This window comes from Pseudooceanicola aestuarii (assembly GCF_010614805.1).
GTDB classification, from domain to species: domain Bacteria; phylum Pseudomonadota; class Alphaproteobacteria; order Rhodobacterales; family Rhodobacteraceae; genus Pseudooceanicola; species Pseudooceanicola aestuarii.
This window is the reverse complement of sequence record NZ_JAAFZC010000001.1, coordinates 1,802,442-1,821,726: the sequence shown is the minus strand read 5'-3', so window position 1 is coordinate 1,821,726 and position 19,285 is coordinate 1,802,442. Positions and strand designations below refer to the sequence as shown.

Here is a 19,285-nt window from a genome sequence, read left to right as displayed (position 1 = left end):
CCGGCGCGGGGGCGGCGCCGGGGCTTGGTCATCTGGCAGCGCGAGGCGGGATCAGACCGTGCGTTCGACCATCATCTGCTTGATCTCGGAAATCGCCTTGGCCGGGTTCAGCCCCTTGGGGCAGGTCTTGGCGCAATTCATGATCGTGTGGCAGCGATACAACTTGAACGGGTCTTCCAGCTCGTCCAGGCGTTCCGGCGTGGCCTCGTCCCGGCTGTCGATGATCCAGCGATAGGCATGCAGCAACGCGGCCGGGCCCAGGTAGCGATCGCCGTTCCACCAATAGCTGGGGCAGGATGTCGAACAGGACGCGCACATGACGCATTCATAAAGTCCATCGAGCTTCTTGCGGTCCTCGATGGACTGACGCCATTCCTTCTTGGGCCGGTTGGTCTTGGTCTCCAGCCACGGCATGATGGAGGCATGCTGCGCATAGAAATGCGTCAGGTCGGGGATCAGATCCTTGACCACCGGCAGATGCGGCAGCGGGTAGATCTTTACGTCGCCCTTCACCTCGTCCAGCCCGTAGATACAGGCCAAGGTGTTGATTCCGCCGATATTCATCGCACAGGAGCCACAGATCCCCTCGCGGCAGGATCGACGGAAGGTCAGGGTCGGATCAATCTCGTTCTTGATCTTGATCAGCGCGTCCAAAACCATCGGACCGCATTTGTCCATGTCCAGGAAATAGGTATCGACCCGCGGATTCTGACCGTCATCGGGGTTCCAGCGATAAATCTGGAACTTGCGGACGTTGGTCGCACCCTCGGGTTTCGGCCAGGTCTTGCCGGTCTTGATCCGGGAGTTCTTGGGAAGCGTGAATTGAACCATGTCGTCCTCCTCAGAACGTCCGCGCCTTGGGCGCGATGCGTTTCAATGCGATCCCGCCTTCGGCCTCGGTGGTCAGGGGATCGGTGATGACCGGGCGGTAGGACAGGTCCACCTTGTTTCCCGTCACGCGGGCGATGGAATGCACGCGCCAGTTGTCATCGTCCCGGGTCGGGTGATCTTCATGGGCATGGGCGCCCCGCGATTCCTTGCGCGCCTCGGCGCCGACGATGGTGGCCAGGGCGTTGGGCATCAGGTTGCCCAACTCAAGCGTTTCCATAAGGTCGGAGTTCCAGACCAGCGAGCGGTCGGTAACCTTCAGATCACCCATCTTTGCGGCGATGGCGGACATCTTTTCGACACCCTCTTCCAGCGTTGAGCTTTCACGGAACACGGCCGCGTCCGCTTGCATGGTACGCTGCATTTCCAGCCGCAGATCGGCGGTCGGGATAGCCCCATCGGCATGACGAACCTTGTCAAACCGGTCGAACACGCCATCGACGCTGGCTTGCGACGCCGCCGGGGTGGCGGCCTCGGGATCCACAACCTTGGAGGCGCGGATCGCCGCGGCGCGACCGAAGACCACGAGGTCGATCAAGGAGTTGGAACCGAGTCGGTTCGCTCCGTGAACGGAAGCACACCCGGCCTCCCCCACCGCCATGAGGCCGGGGACGATCGCAGTGGGATCATCCGCTGTCGGGTTCAGAACCTCGCCCCAGTAATTCGTCGGGATGCCGCCCATGTTGTAGTGCACGGTCGGCAGGACGGGGATCGGCTCTTTCGTGACGTCCACACCGGCAAAGATCTTGGCCGATTCGGAGATCCCGGGCAGCCGTTCGGCCAGCGCCTCCGCCGGGAGGTGCGACAGGTTCAGGTGGATGTGATCGCCATGTTCGCCGACGCCCCGTCCCTCGCGGATTTCCATGGTCATGGAGCGGGAGACATAGTCGCGCGGCGCCAGATCCTTGTATTGCGGGGCGTAGCGTTCCATGAACCGCTCCCCCTCGGAATTGGTGAGATAGCCGCCCTCACCCCGCGCGCCTTCGGTAATCAGGCAGCCGGAGCCGTAGATGCCGGTCGGGTGGAATTGAACGAATTCCATATCTTGCAGGGGCAGCCCCGCGCGCGCCACCATGCCGCCACCGTCACCGGTGCAGGTATGCGCCGAAGTGGCGGAGAAATAGGCCCGGCCGTAACCACCGGTCGCCAGCACCACCATCTTGGCGTTGAAGACATGCATGGTGCCATCGTCGAGTTTCCAGCAAACAACCCCCTGGCAGACCCCGTCATCGGACATGATCAGGTCAATCGCGAAATATTCGATGTAGAATTCCGCGTTGTTCTTAAGAGATTGTCCATAAAGCGTGTGCAAGATGGCATGGCCGGTCCGGTCAGCGGCCGCGCAGGTCCGTTGAACGGCCGGGCCCTCGCCGAATTCGGTCGTGTGCCCGCCGAAGGGGCGCTGGTAGATCTTGCCCTCTTCCGTGCGGGAGAAGGGAACGCCGTAATGCTCCAGCTCGTACACCGCGTCGGGGGCGGAGCGGGCCAGATATTCCATGGCGTCCGTGTCGCCCAGCCAGTCCGACCCTTTCACGGTGTCGTACATGTGCCATTGCCAGTTGTCGGGGCCCATGTTGGACAGGGAGGCGGCGATGCCCCCCTGCGCCGCGACGGTATGCGACCGGGTCGGAAAGACCTTGGTCACGCAGGCCGTGCGCAGCCCCTGTTCGGCCATGCCCAGCGTCGCCCGCAGCCCGGCACCGCCGGCGCCCACCACCACGACGTCATATTCATGCGTCTCGTATTCGTATGCAGCCATCGGAACCTCGGATCGTTAGAGTGCCAGCCGGATCAGGGCATACACCCCGACAGCGGCAATGGCGTAGGACAGGCAGGTAACGGCGATGATCGTCAGGCGGCCGGCCAGGCCGTGGACGTAATCCTCGATCGCCATCTGGGCGCCGTTCTTGAAATGCATCATGCCGACGATCAGCGTCAGCGCGGCGACGATGGCCGGGAACGGGCGGTTGTAATAGGCGGCGACCTCCTCGTAGGGGGCGCCGATGATCCACCCGGTTGTGAATACGAACAGCGGAACGAGGATGAGAAGCGCGACAGAGCTTATCTGCATGGCCCAGTGATGCTCTGTCCCGCTTTTGGCGGAACCAAGACCCACGGCGCGCTTGCGATCGGTCAGATAACGCATGGCTGGCTCTCCGGTCAGACGATGATGAGGGTGAGGACGGTCAGAACGACCGAACCGATCAGGACGATCCAGCCCAGCTTGTCAGCGGCCTCGACCTCCAGGAAATAGCCGTTGTCCCACAGCAGGTGCCGGACACCGGCGAGGGTGTGATACCACAACCCCAGCGCGGAGACGGCCATGACGATGTCGCCAAGCCAGCTTGTGATCACGAAATCCGCGGTAGCGAAGTATTCGGCGCCCGAGGATGCGGCAAGAAGCCACCAGGCGATCAGCAGCGCGGCAACGACGAGGGCATTGCCCGTGATCCGCGTCAGAATCGAGGTGACGGAGTTCAGTTGGAACCTGTAATACTTGCCCAGCATGAAGGGCGAGAGCGGGCGGTTGCCCCGGTTCACATCAGCCATGAGATGTCCTTTCCGGTTTCCCTTGCGGCTCGTTCTACCAAGATTTGTGCTGTTGTCATCCTTTCTCGCGCCCTGAATTCACAGAAATCCGGGCAGAACGGGAAAAGTGGCAGATTTTGTGATCACACTCGGAAAGCCGTGATCACAAAACCGCCCGTTGCCGGGGCGCCGACCTTCCTCCGCGCCCAGACCTGCCGGCTACAGCGGCATCAGCGCCCAATAATCGAGGTCCAACAGCACCCCCGGCAGGTATTTTCCGTCCTCACCGCGACGCCTCCCGACGGAGCCATCAGAGGTCGCCACCAGCCGCAACCGGATCGCCCCGACGCCGGGCGCGGCGGTCTCGGCCTTGCCCAGAACCTCGGACCAGGCGCGGATCGTCGCACCCGCGAAACAGGGATTCGCATGGGCGCCGCCGTTCAGCCCGACGACCATCTGCGCATTTGCCAACCCGTTGAACGACAACGCCCGCGCCATCGAGATCACGTGCCCGCCATAGATCAGCCGCCGGCCGTCGGCGCGGTTGGTCGCGTCGAAATGCACCTTGGCCGTGTTCTGCCACAGCCGGGTGGCCAACATGTGTTCCGCCTCCTCGACGGTGACGCCGTCGACATGGTCGATCACTTCGCCCACATGGTAATCGGCCCAGCGGTGCGGCTCTCCGGACAGGGTGAAATCGTAACCGGTGAAATCCAACCCTCCCGGAATCGCCAGGTCTTCGGCGGGGATGACAGGCGCGAGGTCCGGCACAACTGCATCTGGTGCGGGCGCGTCCACATCGCGTTTGCGCACCATCACCCAGCGACAGAATTCCATCACGACGTCGCCATCCTGGTTCAGCCCGCGGGTCCGCACATAGACGACACCGGTCTTGCCGTTGGAATTCTGCTTCAACCCGATCACTTCGGATTCAGAGCGCAGCGTATCCCCCGGCCAGACCGGCTTCAGCCAGCGCCCCTCGGCATAACCCAGGTTGGCCACGGCGTTCAGCGACACGTCGGGGACCGACTTGCCGAACACCACGTGAAAGGCCGCCCAATCGTCCAGCGGTGCGGCAGCCAGCCCGCAATCCCGCGCGAATACATCCGAAGAATGCAGCGCATGGCGCGCCGGATAAAGCGCGTGATACAGCGCCCTCTCCCCCCCCGAGACGGTACGCGGGACGGCATGGCGGATCACCTCACCCAGGCGATAATCCTCGAAGAAGCGGCCGGGATTGGTCTTGGCCATCACTGTGCCCCCAGCTTCATGTCGGGGGAGTAGGTGCCTGGCACCTCCTTGGTCACCGCCTGTCCGCAACGCATGGTTCCATTCGCGGAATCATAGGCATAGGTGGGATCTCCGTAGAGTTCCCACCCCTTGCTCAGCGCGGCGCTGACCTTGTGACAAAAGGCAGAGGTATCGTCCTCTGTCAGCAAACGGTAGAGTTTCATCGCATCCCTTTCTTCAGATCACAGAGCGCCCGTCACATGGGCAGCGGCATCGGACCCAACCAGGCGTGGATCGCAACGATGACGGCAAAGACCACGGCGGAGATCACTGCCAGCCGAATATCCCCCGTCAGGCTGCCACCGGCAAAGGGCACGTAATCATGGGCCCGCCGGTTGGTCGCCGTTCGGCTGATGAGCGTCCAGGCCAGCATCCCGCCCCACAGCAGGACGGAGGCCGCATCGCCCCGCACCAGCAGGTGCGCCACGGCCCAGATCGCGACCCCGGTCAGCATGGGGTGGCGGATCAGAGCGCGCAGGCGGCTTTTGGAATGAGCCGCCCCCAGAAAGACGACGGCGATCACCATCAGCAGGTTGTTCAGGTGCTGCCCCCAGACCGGCGGCGCATAGACGAACCCCGCATCGGCACCGCGATAGCCGATGACCATAAGCACGATGCCCAACAGGGCGGAAAGGGCAATCAGCGGCTTGGCCCTGCCGTCCCCCAGCCGCGTCCGCAGGCCGGGGGTGAGCGAGTTCATGAGATGCGGCCAGGTCCAGAGAACCAGGCCGAGGGCGATTAGGAACATGGGACCTCTCCCTATATGTGAAACACCTTCACATTGCGCCCTTCAACCCCTGTTCGCAATGGCCTTGGCACGGGCCAGGGTCTTTTTCGCGGTCTCGACATGCAGATTTTCGACGATCTTTCCGTCAACCACGGCGACGCCCTGACCGGTACGCTCGATCTCTTCATGGGCGGCGATCTGGCGGCGGGCCAGGTCGATCTCCGCCTCGGTCGGGGCAAAGGCGGCGTTGGCGGTCGCAACCTGCGCGGGATGGATCAGCGTCTTGCCATCAAAACCCAGATCCCTGCCCTGTTCGCATTCATCGCGCAGGCCGTCTTCGTCCAGGTATTGGTTATAGACACCGTCGGCGGCGATGACCCCATGGGCGCGGGCCGCCATCAGGATCGTCTGCAACGCCATCTGCATCGGCAGCCGGTCGGCCCGATTGCGGCAACCCAGCTCCTTGGCAAGGTCATTGGTGCCGGCGACAAATCCCTGAACTTGGGGATGCGCTGCGATCTCGGCAGCATTGAAGATCGCCAGCGGCGTCTCCATCATTGCCCAGATCGGCATGTCCGGCCCCAGTAACGGGGAGAGCGCATCGATATCCGCGGCGGCGTTCACCTTGGGCAACAAGAAAGCATCCGCGCCCGCATCTTTCAGCGCCTCGACGTCGCCCGCACCCCATTCCGTATCCAACCCGTTGATCCGGATGATCTTTGCCCGATCGCCGTAGCCGCCTTGTTGCAGCGCGGCCCGCAGGGTGTCACGGGCGGCAGGCTTGGCCTCGGGCGTGACCGCGTCTTCCAGGTCGAACAGGATCGCGTCCACCGGCAGGCTGCGGGCCTTGTCCAGCGCCCGGTCCTTGGACCCGGGTATATAGAGAAGAGAGCGGTACGGGCGGGTCGATGCGTCCATGGAACAACCTCCGAGTAAGATTCTTGCGCGGTGATCGCACTTTTTTGCGGAAAACTTCAAGGGGGTCGCGCCGCTTTTCCGCCGCGTCGCAGAAATAATGATCGCAATTCGAAGGATCGCCCGTCGGATTAACCGGATCTTGAAGGCTAGGCCCGCAGGGTTTTGGCCGTGTCCCTGGGCCCGCCGGTGCCCGCACCGAATAACCAGCGCCGGCAGCTACGCGCTACCCGCCCTTTTGGCCCGCATACCCTTGTGAACGGAGATAGAGATGACGCAGAGATCCCTGATTCCCCTCATCGCCCTTATGATCCCCCTGCCCGGCCTGTCACAGGCCCAACCCCGCGCCTGCGCGCCGCGCGATCAGGTGGTCCAGCGGTTGGGCAGCACCTATGGCGAAACTCGACGTTCCGTCGGGCTGGGCGCCAACAACTCCATGGTGGAGGTCTTTGCCTCCGACCAAAGCGGCAGTTGGACGATTGTCATGACCTCTCCCTACGGGCTGTCCTGCCTTATCGCCTCCGGCCAGGCGTTCGAAGCCCTGACAGACACCCTGCCGAGTGAGGAAAAAGGCGCCTGATCCGCGACTTGCGCCTGCCACACTGCGCGGTCCAACGGGCTACCGCATGGCGTGAACCGGCCAGGTACGGGCTGCCATGGCTCTTGCGTCCGCGCTGCAAAAGACCTACGCCATGCGCGATCTTTGCAACCGGACCGGAGAAAACCAATGGCCAGACCCAAGATTGCCCTGATCGGCGCAGGCCAGATCGGCGGCACGCTCGCCCATCTCGCCGCACTCAAGGAACTGGGCGACGTCGTCCTGTTTGACATCGCCGAAGGCACCCCCGAGGGCAAGGCGCTCGACATAGCGGAATCCGGCCCGTCCGAGGGCTTCGACGCCAAGTTGAAGGGCACGCAATCCTACGAGGATATCGCCGGTGCCGACGTCTGCATCGTCACCGCAGGGGTCCCCCGCAAACCGGGGATGAGCCGCGACGACCTGCTGGGCATCAACCTCAAGGTCATGAAATCCGTCGGCGAAGGCATCCGCGACAACGCGCCCGACGCCTTTGTGATCTGCATCACCAACCCGCTGGATGCGATGGTCTGGGCGCTGCGCGAATTTTCCGGCCTGCCGCATAACAAGGTTTGCGGCATGGCGGGCGTTCTGGACAGCGCACGGTTCCGCCACTTCCTGAGCCTGGAATTCGATGTCTCGATGAAGGACGTCACCGCATTCGTTCTGGGCGGTCACGGCGACACCATGGTGCCGCTGACCCGGTATTCCACCGTCGCCGGCATCCCCCTGCCCGACCTGGTGGACATGGGCTGGACCACGCAGGAAAAACTGGATGCCATCGTGCAGCGCACCCGTGACGGCGGCGCCGAGATCGTCGGCCTGCTGAAAACCGGCTCGGCCTTCTACGCGCCCGCGACCTCTGCCATCGAGATGGCCGAAGCCTACCTGAAAGACCAGAAGCGCGTGCTGCCCAGTGCCGCCTATTGCGATGGTCAATACGGCCTGAAAAAGACCTATGTCGGCGTACCGACCGTGATCGGGGCAGGCGGCATCGAACGCATCGTCGAGATCAAGATGAACAAGGACGAGAAGGCCATGTTCGACAAATCCATCGACGCGGTCAAAGGCCTGGTGGAGGCCTGCAAGGGCATCGACAGTTCCCTGGCCTGATCTCTCACGATCACTTACATGCAAGGGGAAAGGGGCGCGCCGGTTGGCTGCGCCCCTTTCTCATGCCTTTGCACCGATCCGATGCGCGTTCCGGGGGGGCTGACTCGTCCTGCGGCGCCGCCGTGTCCTAGCGCTGCCGGTCTGCCAGTTCGTCCAGCAGTCGCGCGGTCAGCATCGCCGCCCCTGCCAGCATCAGCGACCGCCCCAGCTGCGCCGACATGTTCTGCGGTGCCACGCGATGCGCCCCGTCGCGCAGCCCCACGATGGCGCGTCCGGCCCGGCCACGGGGTTCACCGCCCAGCGGCGCGCTGTCCGGCAGATCCAGAACGGCGGGCCGGACTCGCGACAGCACGGCCCCGACCAGCACCACGCAACCGCCAAAGGCCACCGGCGCCAGCCGGGCCATGCGATCACGCCGCGCGGGCAGGTTGCGCGACACGGCGGCGGGCAGGTGGCGTTGCAGATATCCGTTCATCACTCAGGCTCCTCTTGGGGTTCGACAGCTCAACCCACAGCCGCGCGACCCTGTTCCCACGGGCTGTGGGGGGCGTTCGGCGACTCACGCAAGGCGCTGTGGACAGATTTGTGATCACACGATTTTCTCATGTGATCACAAATGTCGGAAAATGGGCGAAGTTTGACCGATCCCCCCAGAAAACCGTTCATGTGCCCCGCAGACTGTGCCATCACGCCTGCAATCGCATCAAACGAGGGACGAGTTCATGAACATCCATGAATACCAGGCCAAGGCGATCCTGCGCCAGTACGGCGCCCCGGTCTCCGAAGGCCGCGTGGTTCTGAAAGCGGAGGAGGCAAAGACCGCCGCCGGCGAAATGGACGGCCCGCTTTGGGTGGTCAAGGCGCAGATCCACGCAGGTGGTCGCGGCAAGGGCAGCTTCAAGGAAGCCGACGCAGGTGAAAAGGGCGGTGTCCGCCTGGCCAAATCGGTGGAAGAAGCCGCCGAAGAAGCCAAGCGCATGCTGGGCCGCACGCTGGTCACCCACCAGACCGGCCCGGCCGGCAAGCAGGTGAACCGCATCTACATCGAGGACGGCTCCGACATTGATCGGGAGCTGTACCTGGCACTTCTGGTGGACCGCGTGACCTCGCGCATCTCCTTTGTCTGCTCCACCGAAGGTGGCATGGACATCGAGGAGGTCGCCGCCTCCACTCCCGAGAAGATCCTGTCCTTCTCCGTCGATCCGGCAACCGGCTACCAAGCCTACCACGGCCGCCGCGTGGCCTTCATGCTGGGTCTCGAAGGCAAGCAGGTCAAAGCCTGTGTCGATCTGCTGGGCAAGCTCTACAAGGCCTTCGTGGAGAAGGACATGGAGATGCTGGAGATCAACCCGCTGATCGTCATGCCTGGCGGTGACCTGAAATGCCTGGACGCCAAGGTCGGGTTCGACGGCAACGCGATCTATCGCCATGCCGACATCGCCGCCCTGCGCGACGAGACCGAGGAAGACCCCAAGGAACTCGCAGCCTCCAAGTACGATCTGAACTACATCGCCCTGGACGGCGAGATCGGGTGCATGGTGAACGGCGCCGGCCTGGCGATGGCCACGATGGACATCATCAAGCTGTACGGCGCGGAACCGGCCAACTTCCTGGACGTCGGCGGCGGCGCCACCAAGGAAAAGGTGACGGAGGCGTTCAAGATCATCACCTCCGACCCGCAGGTGAAGGGCATCCTGGTCAACATCTTCGGCGGCATCATGCGCTGTGACGTCATCGCCGAAGGCGTTGTCGCCGCGGTCAAGGAAGTCGGCCTCCAGGTTCCCCTTGTCGTGCGCCTCGAAGGCACCAATGTCGAACAGGGCAAGGAGATCATCAACACCTCCGGCCTGAACGTCATTGCCGCGGACAACCTGTCCGACGGTGCCGAGAAGATCGTGAAAGCAGTGAAAGGCTAAGAACATGGCAGTTCTCGTAAACGAAAACACCAAGGTTATCTGCCAGGGCCTCACCGGCTCCCAGGGCACCTTTCACACCGAACAGGCGATTGCCTACGGCACCAAGATGGTCGGCGGCGTGACCCCGGGCAAGGGTGGCACCAGCCACCTGGACCTGCCCGTCTTCAACTCCGTGCACGAGGCCCGGCACGAGACGGGCGCCAACGCGTCGGTCATCTACGTGCCGCCCCCCTTCGCGGCGGATTCCATCATGGAGGCGATCGACGCCGAGATGGAACTGATCGTCTGCATCACCGAAGGCATCCCGGTGCTGGACATGATGAAGGTAAAGCGCGCGCTGGAAGGATCTTCCTCCCGGCTGATCGGGCCGAACTGCCCCGGCGTAATCACGCCCGGCGCCTGCAAGATCGGCATCATGCCCGGCCACATCCACAAGCGTGGTTCGGTCGGCGTGGTGTCCCGCTCCGGCACCCTGACCTACGAGGCGGTCAAGCAGACCACCGATGCGGGCCTGGGCCAATCCTCCGCCGTGGGCATCGGCGGCGACCCGATCAAGGGCACCGAACACCTTGAAGTGTTGGAAATGTTCCTTGCCGACGAGGAAACGCAATCCATCATCATGATCGGTGAAATCGGCGGCTCCGCCGAGGAGGAAGCGGCGCAATTCCTGAAGGACGAGGCCAAGCGTGGCCGCTCCAAACCGACCGCGGGCTTCATCGCCGGGCGCACGGCCCCTCCGGGTCGCCGCATGGGCCATGCGGGCGCGATCGTCGCCGGCGGCAAGGGCGGGGCGGACGACAAGATCGAGGCGATGAAATCCGCCGGGATCGTTGTTGCCGACAGCCCCGCCGGCCTTGGCGAAGCCGTTCTGAAAGCGATCGGCAAATAAGAAACCCCTGCCCCGGCCCCCAGCGGGCCGGGGCGGACAGCAACCGAAAGGCGGACCCGATGGGGTTCACTGACGCGATACGGACTTGTTTCCGGAACTACGTGACATTCTCGGGCCGCGCCTCGCGCCCGGAATATTGGTGGTTCGTCCTGTTCGTGATCCTGGGCGGCATCGTCGCGGGCATCCTGGACGGGATCGTCTTCGGCGCCGCCAGCGTGGACACCGGCCCGGGCGCCATTTCCGCCCAGAGCAACGGACCGCTGGCCGCTCTCTTTTCCTTGGCGACCCTTTTGCCCGGCCTGTCCGCCGCATGGCGGCGGATGCATGACAGCGGCCGCTCCGGGCTTTTTGTCCTTTACCCTTTGATCGCCTTTTTCGGCGTCATGTCCTTTGGCGCCATGTTCGGCGGGATCGACATGATGTCAGGCGATATCGGCGCGGCATTCTCCGGCCTGTTCGGGATCGTCTTCGCCGTGGCAGTCTTTATCGCCGTCATTTCGCCGCTTCTGGTGATCTGGTGGCTCACCCGTCCGTCCCAACCCGGCCCCAACACCTGGGGGCCCAACCCGCATGAGGTCTCACGATGACCGATCAAAGCCCCAACGATCTTTTCCACGCCTCCAGCTTCATGCAGGGGCATAATGCGGAATACCTCGAACAGATGTATGCCCGCTGGGCGGCCGACCCGCGTGCGGTGGACGAAGCTTGGCAGGAATTCTTCCGCCAGCTAGGCGACGACCAGGGCGATGTCCGGGCCGAGGCCGCAGGCCCCTCCTGGGCGCGCGCCGACTGGCCGCCGCAACCGAATGACGAGCTGACCTCGGCGCTGGATGGCCAATGGCCCGCCATGCCCAAGGAAGCGAAGGGTGCGGGCGACAAGATCAAGGCCAAGGCCGAGGAAAAGGGCATCAAGGTCTCGGACGAGGCGGTCAAACAGGCGGTGCTGGATTCGATCCGCGCGCTGATGATCATCCGCGCCTTCCGCATCCGCGGCCACCTGGCCGCCGATCTGGATCCGCTGGGCATGCGCGATCAGGTTCCGCATCCCGAGCTGGACCCGAAAAGCTACGGCTTTACCGATGCCGACATGGATCGCCCGATCTTCATCGACAACGTGCTGGGGCTGGAAATCGCCTCCATGCGGCAGATCATGGATATCGTGCGGCGGACCTATTGCGGCACCTTCGCGCTGCAATACATGCATATTTCCGATCCCGAACAGGCCGGCTGGCTGAAGGAACGGATCGAGGGGTTCGGCAAGGAAATCCGGTTCACGCGGGAAGGGCGCAAGGCCATCCTGAACAAGCTGGTCGAGGCCGAGGGCTTTGAAAAGTTCCTGCATGTCAAATACATGGGCACCAAGCGGTTTGGTCTGGACGGGGGCGAAGCGCTGATCCCGGCGATGGAACAGATCATCAAGCGGGGCGGCAGCCTGGGCGTGAAGGAAGTCGTCATCGGCATGCCGCACCGGGGACGTCTGTCGGTTCTGGCCAACGTGCTGAGCAAACCCTACCGTGCGATCTTCAACGAATTCCAGGGCGGCAGCTTCAAGCCCGAGGACGTGGATGGATCGGGCGATGTGAAATATCACCTTGGTGCCTCCTCCGACCGCGAATTCGACGGCAACAAGGTGCACCTGTCGCTGACCGCGAACCCCTCGCACCTGGAGGCGGTGAACCCCGTCGTTCTGGGCAAGGCGCGGGCCAAGCAGTTCCAGCTGAACGATCATGACCGCACCGGCGTGATCCCCGTGCTGCTGCACGGCGACGCGGCCTTTGCCGGGCAGGGCGTCGTGGCGGAATGCTTTGGCCTGTCGGGGCTGGTGGGCCACCGCACCGGCGGCACGATCCATATCGTGGTGAACAACCAGATCGGCTTTACCACCGCGCCGCATTTCTCCCGCTCCTCCCCCTACCCGACCGATATCGCCATGATGGTGGAGGCGCCGATCTTCCACGTGAACGGCGACGATCCCGAGGCGGTCGTGCATGCGGCCAAGGTGGCGACGGAGTTCCGGCAGAAATTCCACAAGGACGTCGTGATCGACATCTTCTGTTATCGCCGCTTTGGTCATAACGAGGGCGACGAACCGATGTTCACCAACCCGATCATGTACAAGAACATCAAGGGCCACAAAACGACCCTGAGCCTGTACACCGACCGGCTGGTCAAGGATGGCCTGATCCCCGAAGGCGAGATCGAGGACATGAAGGCCGCGTTCCAGTCCCACCTGAACGAGGAATTCGAGGCCGGCAAGGATTACAAGCCCAACAAGGCCGATTGGCTGGACGGGCGCTGGTCGCACCTGGACCGGGAAAAGGAAGATTACCAGCGCGGCGAAACCGCCATCGCGCCGGAAACCATGTCCCAGATCGGCCAATCCCTGACCCGCGCGCCCGAAGGGTTCCCCACCCACCGCACCGTGACCCGGCTGCTGGAAACCAAGGCCAAGATGTTCGAGACCGGCGAAGGCTTCGACTGGGCCACCGCCGAGGCGCTGGCCTTCGGCTCCCTGCTGACCGAGGGCTACCCGGTCCGTCTGTCGGGTCAGGACAGCACGCGCGGCACCTTCTCCCAGCGTCATTCCGCGCTGATCAACCAGGAGACGGAAGAACGCTACTATCCGCTGAACCACATCCGTGACGGGCAGGCCCGCTACGAGGTGATCGATTCCATGCTGTCGGAATATGCGGTTCTGGGCTTTGAATACGGCTATTCGCTGGCAGAGCCCAACGCCCTGACCCTGTGGGAGGCGCAGTTCGGCGACTTCGCCAATGGCGCGCAGATCATGTTCGATCAGTTCATCAGCTCGGGCGAATCGAAATGGCTCCGGATGTCCGGGCTGGTCTGCCTGATGCCGCATGGCTACGAAGGCCAGGGGCCGGAACATTCCTCGGCCCGGCTGGAACGCTTCCTGCAGATGTGCGGTCAGGACAACTGGATCGTGGCCAATTGCTCGACCCCGGCGAACTACTTCCACATCCTGCGCCGGCAATTGCACCGGTCCTTCCGCAAGCCCCTGATGCTGATGACGCCGAAATCGCTGCTGCGGCACAAGCTGGCGGTCTCCCGGGCGGAGGAATTCACCACCGGATCTTCCTTCCACCGGGTGCTGTGGGACGATGCCGAACAGGGCAATTCGGAGACCAAGCTGGCCGCCGACGACAAGATCCGGCGCGTGGTCATGTGCTCTGGCAAGGTCTATTATGACCTGCTGGAAGAACGCGACGCCCGCGGCATCGACGATGTCTACCTGATGCGGATCGAGCAGTTCTATCCCTTCCCCGCCATCTCCCTTGTGAAGGAGCTGGAGCGTTTCCCGCAGGCCGAAATGGTCTGGTGCCAGGAAGAGCCGAAGAACCAGGGGGCCTGGACCTTCATCGAACCCAATATCGAATGGGTGCTGGGCCGGATCGGCGCGAAACATGTGCGTCCCGCCTATGTGGGCCGCGCCGCCTCTGCCTCCCCCGCCACGGGTCTGGCCGCGCAGCACAAGGCGCAGCAGACCGCGCTTGTGGACGAGGCGCTGACCGTCTCCAAATGACCCCGCCGCCGCCGCGCCCCGGTGCGGCGGCCCTCCGTCGGAACAGAATTCTACTGAAGGAAAGCCAACGATGACCACTGAAGTGCGTGTCCCCACGCTGGGTGAAAGCGTCACCGAGGCCACGGTTGCCACCTGGTTCAAGAAGCCCGGCGATAGCGTTGCCGTGGATGAAATGCTCTGCGAGCTGGAGACCGACAAGGTGACGGTCGAAGTTCCTTCGCCCGCTGCCGGCGTGCTGGCCGATATCGTCGCCAAGGAAGGCGAGACGGTCGGCGTGGACGCCCTGCTGGGCAACATCTCCGAAGCCGGGAATGCCGGACCCGAGGAGACGAAGCCGCGTGACGAGGCCTCGGCCCGCAAGGTCGAGCAGGACACCGACGCGGAGGAAACCGCCCGCGACGCCGGTGGTGCCCCCGTCGACGTGATGGTTCCCGCCCTGGGCGAAAGCGTGAGCGAAGCCACCATCGCCACCTGGTTCAAGAAGGAAGGCGACAGCGTCGAGGCCGACGAGATGCTGTGCGAGCTGGAAACCGACAAGGTGTCGGTGGAAGTTCCCGCCCCTGCCGCCGGTGTGTTGACCAGGATCCTCAAAGGCGAAGGCGGCACCGTCGAAGCAGGCGGAAAGCTGGCCGAGATGACCTCCGGTGCCGGAGGGTCTGCCGCCGCCGCGCCTGCCGCCACTGACGCCGCGCCGCAATCCGCAGCGCAGGGGTCCGGCCGGTCGGATGTCGAAGACGCGCCCTCCGCCAAGAAAGCCATGGCCGAGGCCGGCGTCAGCCGCGATCAGGTCCAGGGCTCCGGCCGGGACGGTCGCGTGATGAAGGACGATGTGGCCCGCGCCGTGTCGGCCGCCAAATCCGCCCCCTCTGCCGCCGCGTCCGCCCCCGCCGCGCCGCGCGCACCCGTCGCCGCCGAAGACGAGAGCCGCGAGGAACGGGTGAAGATGACCCGCCTGCGCCAGACCATCGCCCGCCGCCTGAAGGACGCGCAGAACACCGCCGCCATGCTGACCACCTACAACGAGGTCGACATGACGGAGGTCATGGCCCTGCGGAAGGAATACAAGGAACTGTTCGAGAAGAAGCACGGCGTGCGTCTCGGCTTCATGTCCTTCTTCACCAAGGCCTGCGCCCACGCCCTGAAAGAGGTGCCCGAAGTCAACGCCGAGATCGACGGCACCGATATCGTCTACAAGAACTTCGTGCACATGGGCATCGCCACCGGCACGCCCACCGGCCTGGTCGTCCCCGTCATCCGCGACGTCGACAACATGTCCTTTGCCGAGATCGAGAAGGCCATCGGAGAAAAAGGCGCCCGCGCCCGTGACGGCAAATTGTCCATGGCGGAAATGCAGGGCGGCACCTTCACCATCTCCAACGGTGGTGTCTACGGTTCGCTGATGTCTTCGCCCATTCTGAACCCGCCGCAATCGGGGATCCTGGGGATGCACAAGATCCAGGAGCGTCCGATGGTCATCGGCGGCCAGATCGTCATCCGCCCGATGATGTACCTGGCCCTGTCCTATGACCACCGCGTCGTCGATGGCAAGGGCGCCGTGACCTTCCTCGTCCGGGTGAAGGAAGCGCTGGAAGACCCCCGCCGCCTGCTGATGGACCTGTAACGTCATGACCGGCGGTTCCGTCCCCCCCTCCGCCGCATCGGGCCGCCCTGCCGGTCTCTGGGCGGTGATCGCCGTCTGCGCCCTGCTGGCGGTGACCCTGGCCATGAACGTGGTCGGCGTCCTGTACGGGATGGCAGCGGGGGCGGGGCTGCCGTTTCGGGCGGGGTTCATCCTCGTTGCCTCGCTGGGATTGTCGGGGCCGCTCGCGGTCACGGCCTGGCTGGGCTTTTGCCTGGACCGGCGCGCGGTCTGGTCCATGGCGCTGGTGCCACTGGTTCTGGTGCTGATCGCCGGCATGCCGGGCCTGCTGACCTTGGCCGGCTTGGCACCGGAGGGGGAGAACGGCATCGTCTTCCTGCCGGACGCGACCCGGCTGATCGGCTGGCTGCTGCTGTTTCTCGCCGGGGCCGGGTACCTGTTCGGCCTCGCCCACCGGGGGGTGTTGCGCTGACCTGCCCCGGCCGTTCCGTACTCCGCGCCGGGGGGCGGCCGTTCCGCCATCCTGTCCCGGTTCAGCGCGGCAGGACCGGCCCGGCAGCTTTCCCCGTGGCCACTGCGCCCTACCTCGTGGCACTCTGACCCCGCTGACGGAGATGACCGAAAGGCCCGTGCCATGACCCTGCAACTGCTCTGTCGTTTCGACACCACCACCCCGGAAGTCTGGGAACAGGCCCTTGCCGCCGATGCGGAGGACCAGCGCAACGCCGGTCTGACCCTTCTGCAACGCTGGTGGGATGCCGACGCGCCCGGCAGTGCCTATGTGCTGTTCGAGGTCAACGACCGCCCCCGCGCCGAGGAGTGGATCACCCGCGCCCGTGCCGACACGATGGGCCGGCCCACGGGTGTGACCGACAGTACCGCGCATTTTCTGAGGACCGCCTGACATGACCAGTCCCGAAATCACCGTCCTGACCCTCGCCGGGCTGCTGCAAGTCGGCCAGATCGCCCTGATGTCTGTCACCGCCAATCGGGAATTGCCGCGCGGCAAGACGCTGGGCCCGCGCGATCCCGAACGGCTGGGTGGTGCGCTGGCGGATCAGGTCAGCCCGCGCACCGGGCGCATCCACCGCGCCATGACCAATCATTTCGAGGGGCTGATCCTGTTCACCCTCGCCACTGTCGCCGTGACCCTGGCCGATGCGGCCACGACTTTCACCGCTGTCTGTGCCTGGGTCTACCTGGGGGCGCGGGTGCTCTACCTGCCGGCCTACGCCTTTGGCTGGGTGCCCTGGCGTTCCGTGATCTGGATGATCGGCCTGAGTGCCACGACGCTGATGCTGATCGCCGCCCTGTTCTGATCCTGACGGGCCGCGCCCTGCGCCCCGCCGACACCGAAACCGCCCAAACGAAATTCAAGGAGAACCCCATGGCCCAATACGATGTCATCGTCATAGGCTCCGGCCCCGGCGGCTATGTCGCCGCCATCCGCGCAGCCCAGCTGGGGCTGAAAACCGCCTGTGTCGAGGGGCGTGAAACCCTGGGCGGTACCTGCCTGAACGTCGGCTGCATCCCCTCCAAGGCGCTGCTGCACGCCACCCACATGCTGCATGAGGCAGAGGCGAACTTCGCCACCATGGGCCTGAAGGGCAAGGCGCCGTCGGTCGATTGGAAGGCGATGCAGGAGTACAAGCAATCCACCGTGGACAGCAACACGTCCGGCATCGAATTCCTGTTCAAGAAGAACAAGATCGACTGGCTGAAAGGCTGGGGCTCCATCCCCGAGGCCGGCAAGGTCAAGGTGGGCGACGACGTTCACGAGGCCAAGAACATCATCGTCGCCACCGGCTCTTCGCCCGCGTCTCTGCCGGGGATCGAGATCGACGAAAAGACCGTCGTCTCCTCCACCGGGGCGCTGTCCCTGCCCAAGGTGCCCAAGAAGATGGTTGTCGTCGGCGCCGGTGTGATCGGGCTGGAAATGGGATCGGTCTATGCCCGGCTGGGGACCGAGGTGACGGTGATCGAATACCTCGACCACATCACTCCCGGCATGGACAAGGAGGTGCAGCGCACCCTGCAACGCCTGCTGAAGAAACAGGGCCTGGACTTCATCATGGGCGCCGCCGTGCAATCCGTGGACACCGCCCGTGGCAAGGCCAAGCTGAGCTACACCCTGCGCAAGGATGACAGCAGCCACGAGATGGACGCCGACGTCGTGCTGATCGCGACCGGACGCAAGGCGCATACCGACGGGCTGGGCCTGGCCGATCTGGGCGTGAAGATGTCCGATCGCGGTGTGATCCAGACCGATGACCAATGGCGCACCAACGTGCCGGGGATCTACGCCATCGGCGACTGCATCCCCGGTCCGATGCTGGCCCACAAGGCCGAGGACGAGGGCATGGCCTGCGCCGAGGTCATCGCCGGGAAGCACGGTCACGTGAATTACGGCGTCATCCCCGGCGTGATCTACACCCATCCCGAGGTCGCCACCGTCGGCGTCACCGAAGAGCAGCTGAAGGACGAGGGCCGCGCCTACAAGGTCGGCAAGTTCTCCTTCATGGGGAATGCGCGGGCCAAGGCCGTCTTTGCCGCCGATGGCTTCGTCAAGCTGCTGGCCGACAAGGAGACGGACCGCGTGCTGGGCGCGCATATCATCGGCCCCGGCGCCGGCGACCTGATCCACGAGATCTGCGTGGCCATGGAATTCGGCGCCTCCGCCGAGGACATTGCCCTGACCTGCCACGCCCACCCGACCTGGTCCGAAGCCGTGCGGGAGGCCGCGCTGGCCTGTGGTGACGGCCCGATCCACTCCTGACGGGCGCCCGTCACGCCGGACCTGCCCCTGCATTTTCGGGAAGGACCAAGCGGAACAGACCAAGGGGACCGGGCGCGCCGGTCCCCTTTTTCGTGTGTCCTGTTTGCCGCGTGTCCCGCTTGCCAGCGCAGGCGGGCTCAGCGTTGGTTCAGTTGGGCGCGCACGGTCAGGATGCCCTGCCGGGAGATCCGGTAGGGCTGCCCCCCGCGCGAGCGGATCAGCCGGCGTTTGCGCAGGCGGTCGAAGACCGGGAAGGTGCAATCGGTCAGGATGTGGCCCTCGCGGGTCAGGCACCAGACCTCCCGGATCTTGCCGTTCGGCGCACGGGTGAAGTGGATCGCCCCGCCCAGGGCGAGGTCATGCAGCACGCGCTGCTCTTGTCGGGAAATGTTCAACGGATGTCTCGATAGCAGAAAGCACGATGGGCCACCCCATCGGCATATCGCGCGATGGGGGCCTGTCAGGGGCACCGCGTCTCGTCACAGGGACGATCAGGCGCGGCAGGCTGTCCGGGGCTCTTG

21 protein-coding genes are annotated in these 19,285 nt (G+C 64.4%); 11 read left to right on the top strand and 10 right to left on the bottom strand.

What is annotated here, in order from left to right; genetic code table 11:
• Positions 1–51: 51 nt before the first annotated feature.
• From G5A46_RS08720 to G5A46_RS08685, 8 genes are all read right to left on the bottom strand, one after another.
• Complete coding sequence (locus G5A46_RS08720) at positions 52–831, bottom strand: succinate dehydrogenase iron-sulfur subunit (protein WP_163849027.1); 780 nt, start codon at positions 829–831, stop codon at positions 52–54.
• A gap of 10 nt (positions 832–841) precedes the next feature.
• A complete protein-coding gene (sdhA, locus tag G5A46_RS08715) occupies positions 842–2,647 on the bottom strand; it encodes a succinate dehydrogenase flavoprotein subunit (RefSeq protein WP_163849026.1) in 1,806 nt (601 codons plus the stop codon).
• 15 nt (positions 2,648–2,662) lie between these two features.
• Positions 2,663–3,034, bottom strand: a complete 372-nt coding sequence (sdhD, locus tag G5A46_RS08710; protein ID WP_163849025.1) for a succinate dehydrogenase, hydrophobic membrane anchor protein — start codon at positions 3,032–3,034, stop codon at positions 2,663–2,665.
• A gap of 14 nt (positions 3,035–3,048) precedes the next feature.
• Entirely contained in the window at positions 3,049–3,438 is a 390-nt protein-coding gene (gene sdhC, locus G5A46_RS08705; RefSeq protein ID WP_163849024.1) for a succinate dehydrogenase, cytochrome b556 subunit, read from the bottom strand.
• 198 nt (positions 3,439–3,636) lie between these two features.
• A complete protein-coding gene (locus G5A46_RS08700; protein WP_163849023.1) occupies positions 3,637–4,668 on the bottom strand; it encodes a MaoC family dehydratase in 1,032 nt (343 codons plus the stop codon).
• Positions 4,668–4,871 carry a DUF1737 domain-containing protein gene (locus tag G5A46_RS08695; protein ID WP_163849022.1) on the bottom strand — a complete coding sequence of 68 codons (204 nt, stop codon included), beginning with the start codon at positions 4,869–4,871 and terminating at the stop codon, positions 4,668–4,670. Before G5A46_RS08695 ends, G5A46_RS08700 begins: the two co-directional genes overlap by 1 nt.
• Before the next feature lie 32 nt (positions 4,872–4,903).
• Positions 4,904–5,455 carry an NnrU family protein gene (locus G5A46_RS08690; RefSeq protein ID WP_163849021.1) on the bottom strand — a complete coding sequence of 184 codons (552 nt, stop codon included), beginning with the start codon at positions 5,453–5,455 and terminating at the stop codon, positions 4,904–4,906.
• 42 nt (positions 5,456–5,497) lie between these two features.
• Positions 5,498–6,352, bottom strand: coding sequence for an HpcH/HpaI aldolase/citrate lyase family protein (locus G5A46_RS08685; RefSeq protein WP_163849020.1), 855 nt, complete (start codon positions 6,350–6,352; stop codon positions 5,498–5,500).
• 268 nt (positions 6,353–6,620) lie between these two features.
• Here G5A46_RS08685 and G5A46_RS08680 point away from each other — a divergent pair, with 268 nt between their 5' ends.
• Together G5A46_RS08680 and mdh are read left to right on the top strand one after the other, a co-directional pair.
• On the top strand, positions 6,621–6,929 hold the full coding sequence (locus G5A46_RS08680) for a hypothetical protein (RefSeq protein WP_239520692.1): 309 nt from the start codon (positions 6,621–6,623) through the stop codon (positions 6,927–6,929).
• A 147-nt stretch (positions 6,930–7,076) separates the two neighbouring features.
• A complete protein-coding gene (mdh, locus tag G5A46_RS08675) occupies positions 7,077–8,039 on the top strand; it encodes a malate dehydrogenase (protein WP_163849019.1) in 963 nt (320 codons plus the stop codon).
• Between the two features lie 127 nt (positions 8,040–8,166).
• On the opposite strand, the gene G5A46_RS08670 is transcribed toward mdh, so the two are convergent.
• Positions 8,167–8,514, bottom strand: coding sequence for a hypothetical protein (locus G5A46_RS08670; RefSeq protein ID WP_163849018.1), 348 nt, complete (start codon positions 8,512–8,514; stop codon positions 8,167–8,169).
• A 247-nt stretch (positions 8,515–8,761) separates the two neighbouring features.
• On the opposite strand from G5A46_RS08670, the gene sucC reads away from it, so the two are divergent.
• The 9 genes from sucC to lpdA all read left to right on the top strand — a co-directional run bounded on the left by sucC (position 8,762) and on the right by lpdA (position 18,764).
• A complete protein-coding gene (sucC, locus tag G5A46_RS08665) occupies positions 8,762–9,955 on the top strand; it encodes an ADP-forming succinate--CoA ligase subunit beta (RefSeq protein ID WP_163849017.1) in 1,194 nt (397 codons plus the stop codon).
• A 4-nt stretch (positions 9,956–9,959) separates the two neighbouring features.
• Positions 9,960–10,844, top strand: coding sequence for a succinate--CoA ligase subunit alpha (sucD, locus tag G5A46_RS08660; protein WP_163849016.1), 885 nt, complete (start codon positions 9,960–9,962; stop codon positions 10,842–10,844).
• A gap of 59 nt (positions 10,845–10,903) precedes the next feature.
• Positions 10,904–11,431 carry a DUF805 domain-containing protein gene (locus G5A46_RS08655; RefSeq protein WP_163849015.1) on the top strand — a complete coding sequence of 176 codons (528 nt, stop codon included), beginning with the start codon at positions 10,904–10,906 and terminating at the stop codon, positions 11,429–11,431.
• Positions 11,428–14,388 carry a 2-oxoglutarate dehydrogenase E1 component gene (locus G5A46_RS08650; protein ID WP_163849014.1) on the top strand — a complete coding sequence of 987 codons (2,961 nt, stop codon included), beginning with the start codon at positions 11,428–11,430 and terminating at the stop codon, positions 14,386–14,388. Before G5A46_RS08655 ends, G5A46_RS08650 begins: the two co-directional genes overlap by 4 nt.
• A 70-nt stretch (positions 14,389–14,458) precedes the next feature.
• Positions 14,459–16,009 (top strand): 2-oxoglutarate dehydrogenase complex dihydrolipoyllysine-residue succinyltransferase, encoded by a 1,551-nt coding sequence (odhB, locus tag G5A46_RS08645; protein ID WP_163849013.1) that lies wholly within the window; start codon positions 14,459–14,461, stop codon positions 16,007–16,009.
• A gap of 4 nt (positions 16,010–16,013) precedes the next feature.
• On the top strand, positions 16,014–16,460 hold the full coding sequence (locus tag G5A46_RS08640; RefSeq protein ID WP_163849012.1) for a hypothetical protein: 447 nt from the start codon (positions 16,014–16,016) through the stop codon (positions 16,458–16,460).
• 162 nt (positions 16,461–16,622) lie between these two features.
• On the top strand, positions 16,623–16,892 hold the full coding sequence (locus G5A46_RS08635) for a hypothetical protein (protein WP_239520690.1): 270 nt from the start codon (positions 16,623–16,625) through the stop codon (positions 16,890–16,892).
• A 1-nt stretch (position 16,893) separates the two neighbouring features.
• Positions 16,894–17,307: an MAPEG family protein gene (locus G5A46_RS08630; protein ID WP_163849011.1), complete on the top strand. Its 414-nt coding sequence runs from the start codon at positions 16,894–16,896 to the stop codon at positions 17,305–17,307.
• A 68-nt stretch (positions 17,308–17,375) separates the two neighbouring features.
• Entirely contained in the window at positions 17,376–18,764 is a 1,389-nt protein-coding gene (lpdA, locus tag G5A46_RS08625; RefSeq protein WP_163849010.1) for a dihydrolipoyl dehydrogenase, read from the top strand.
• Positions 18,765–18,901: 137 nt separating this feature from the next.
• Here the strand turns inward: lpdA and G5A46_RS08620 are convergent, their stop codons facing one another.
• Positions 18,902–19,159 carry a YjhX family toxin gene (locus G5A46_RS08620; RefSeq protein WP_163849009.1) on the bottom strand — a complete coding sequence of 86 codons (258 nt, stop codon included), beginning with the start codon at positions 19,157–19,159 and terminating at the stop codon, positions 18,902–18,904.
• Between the last annotated feature and the right edge of the window lie 126 nt (positions 19,160–19,285).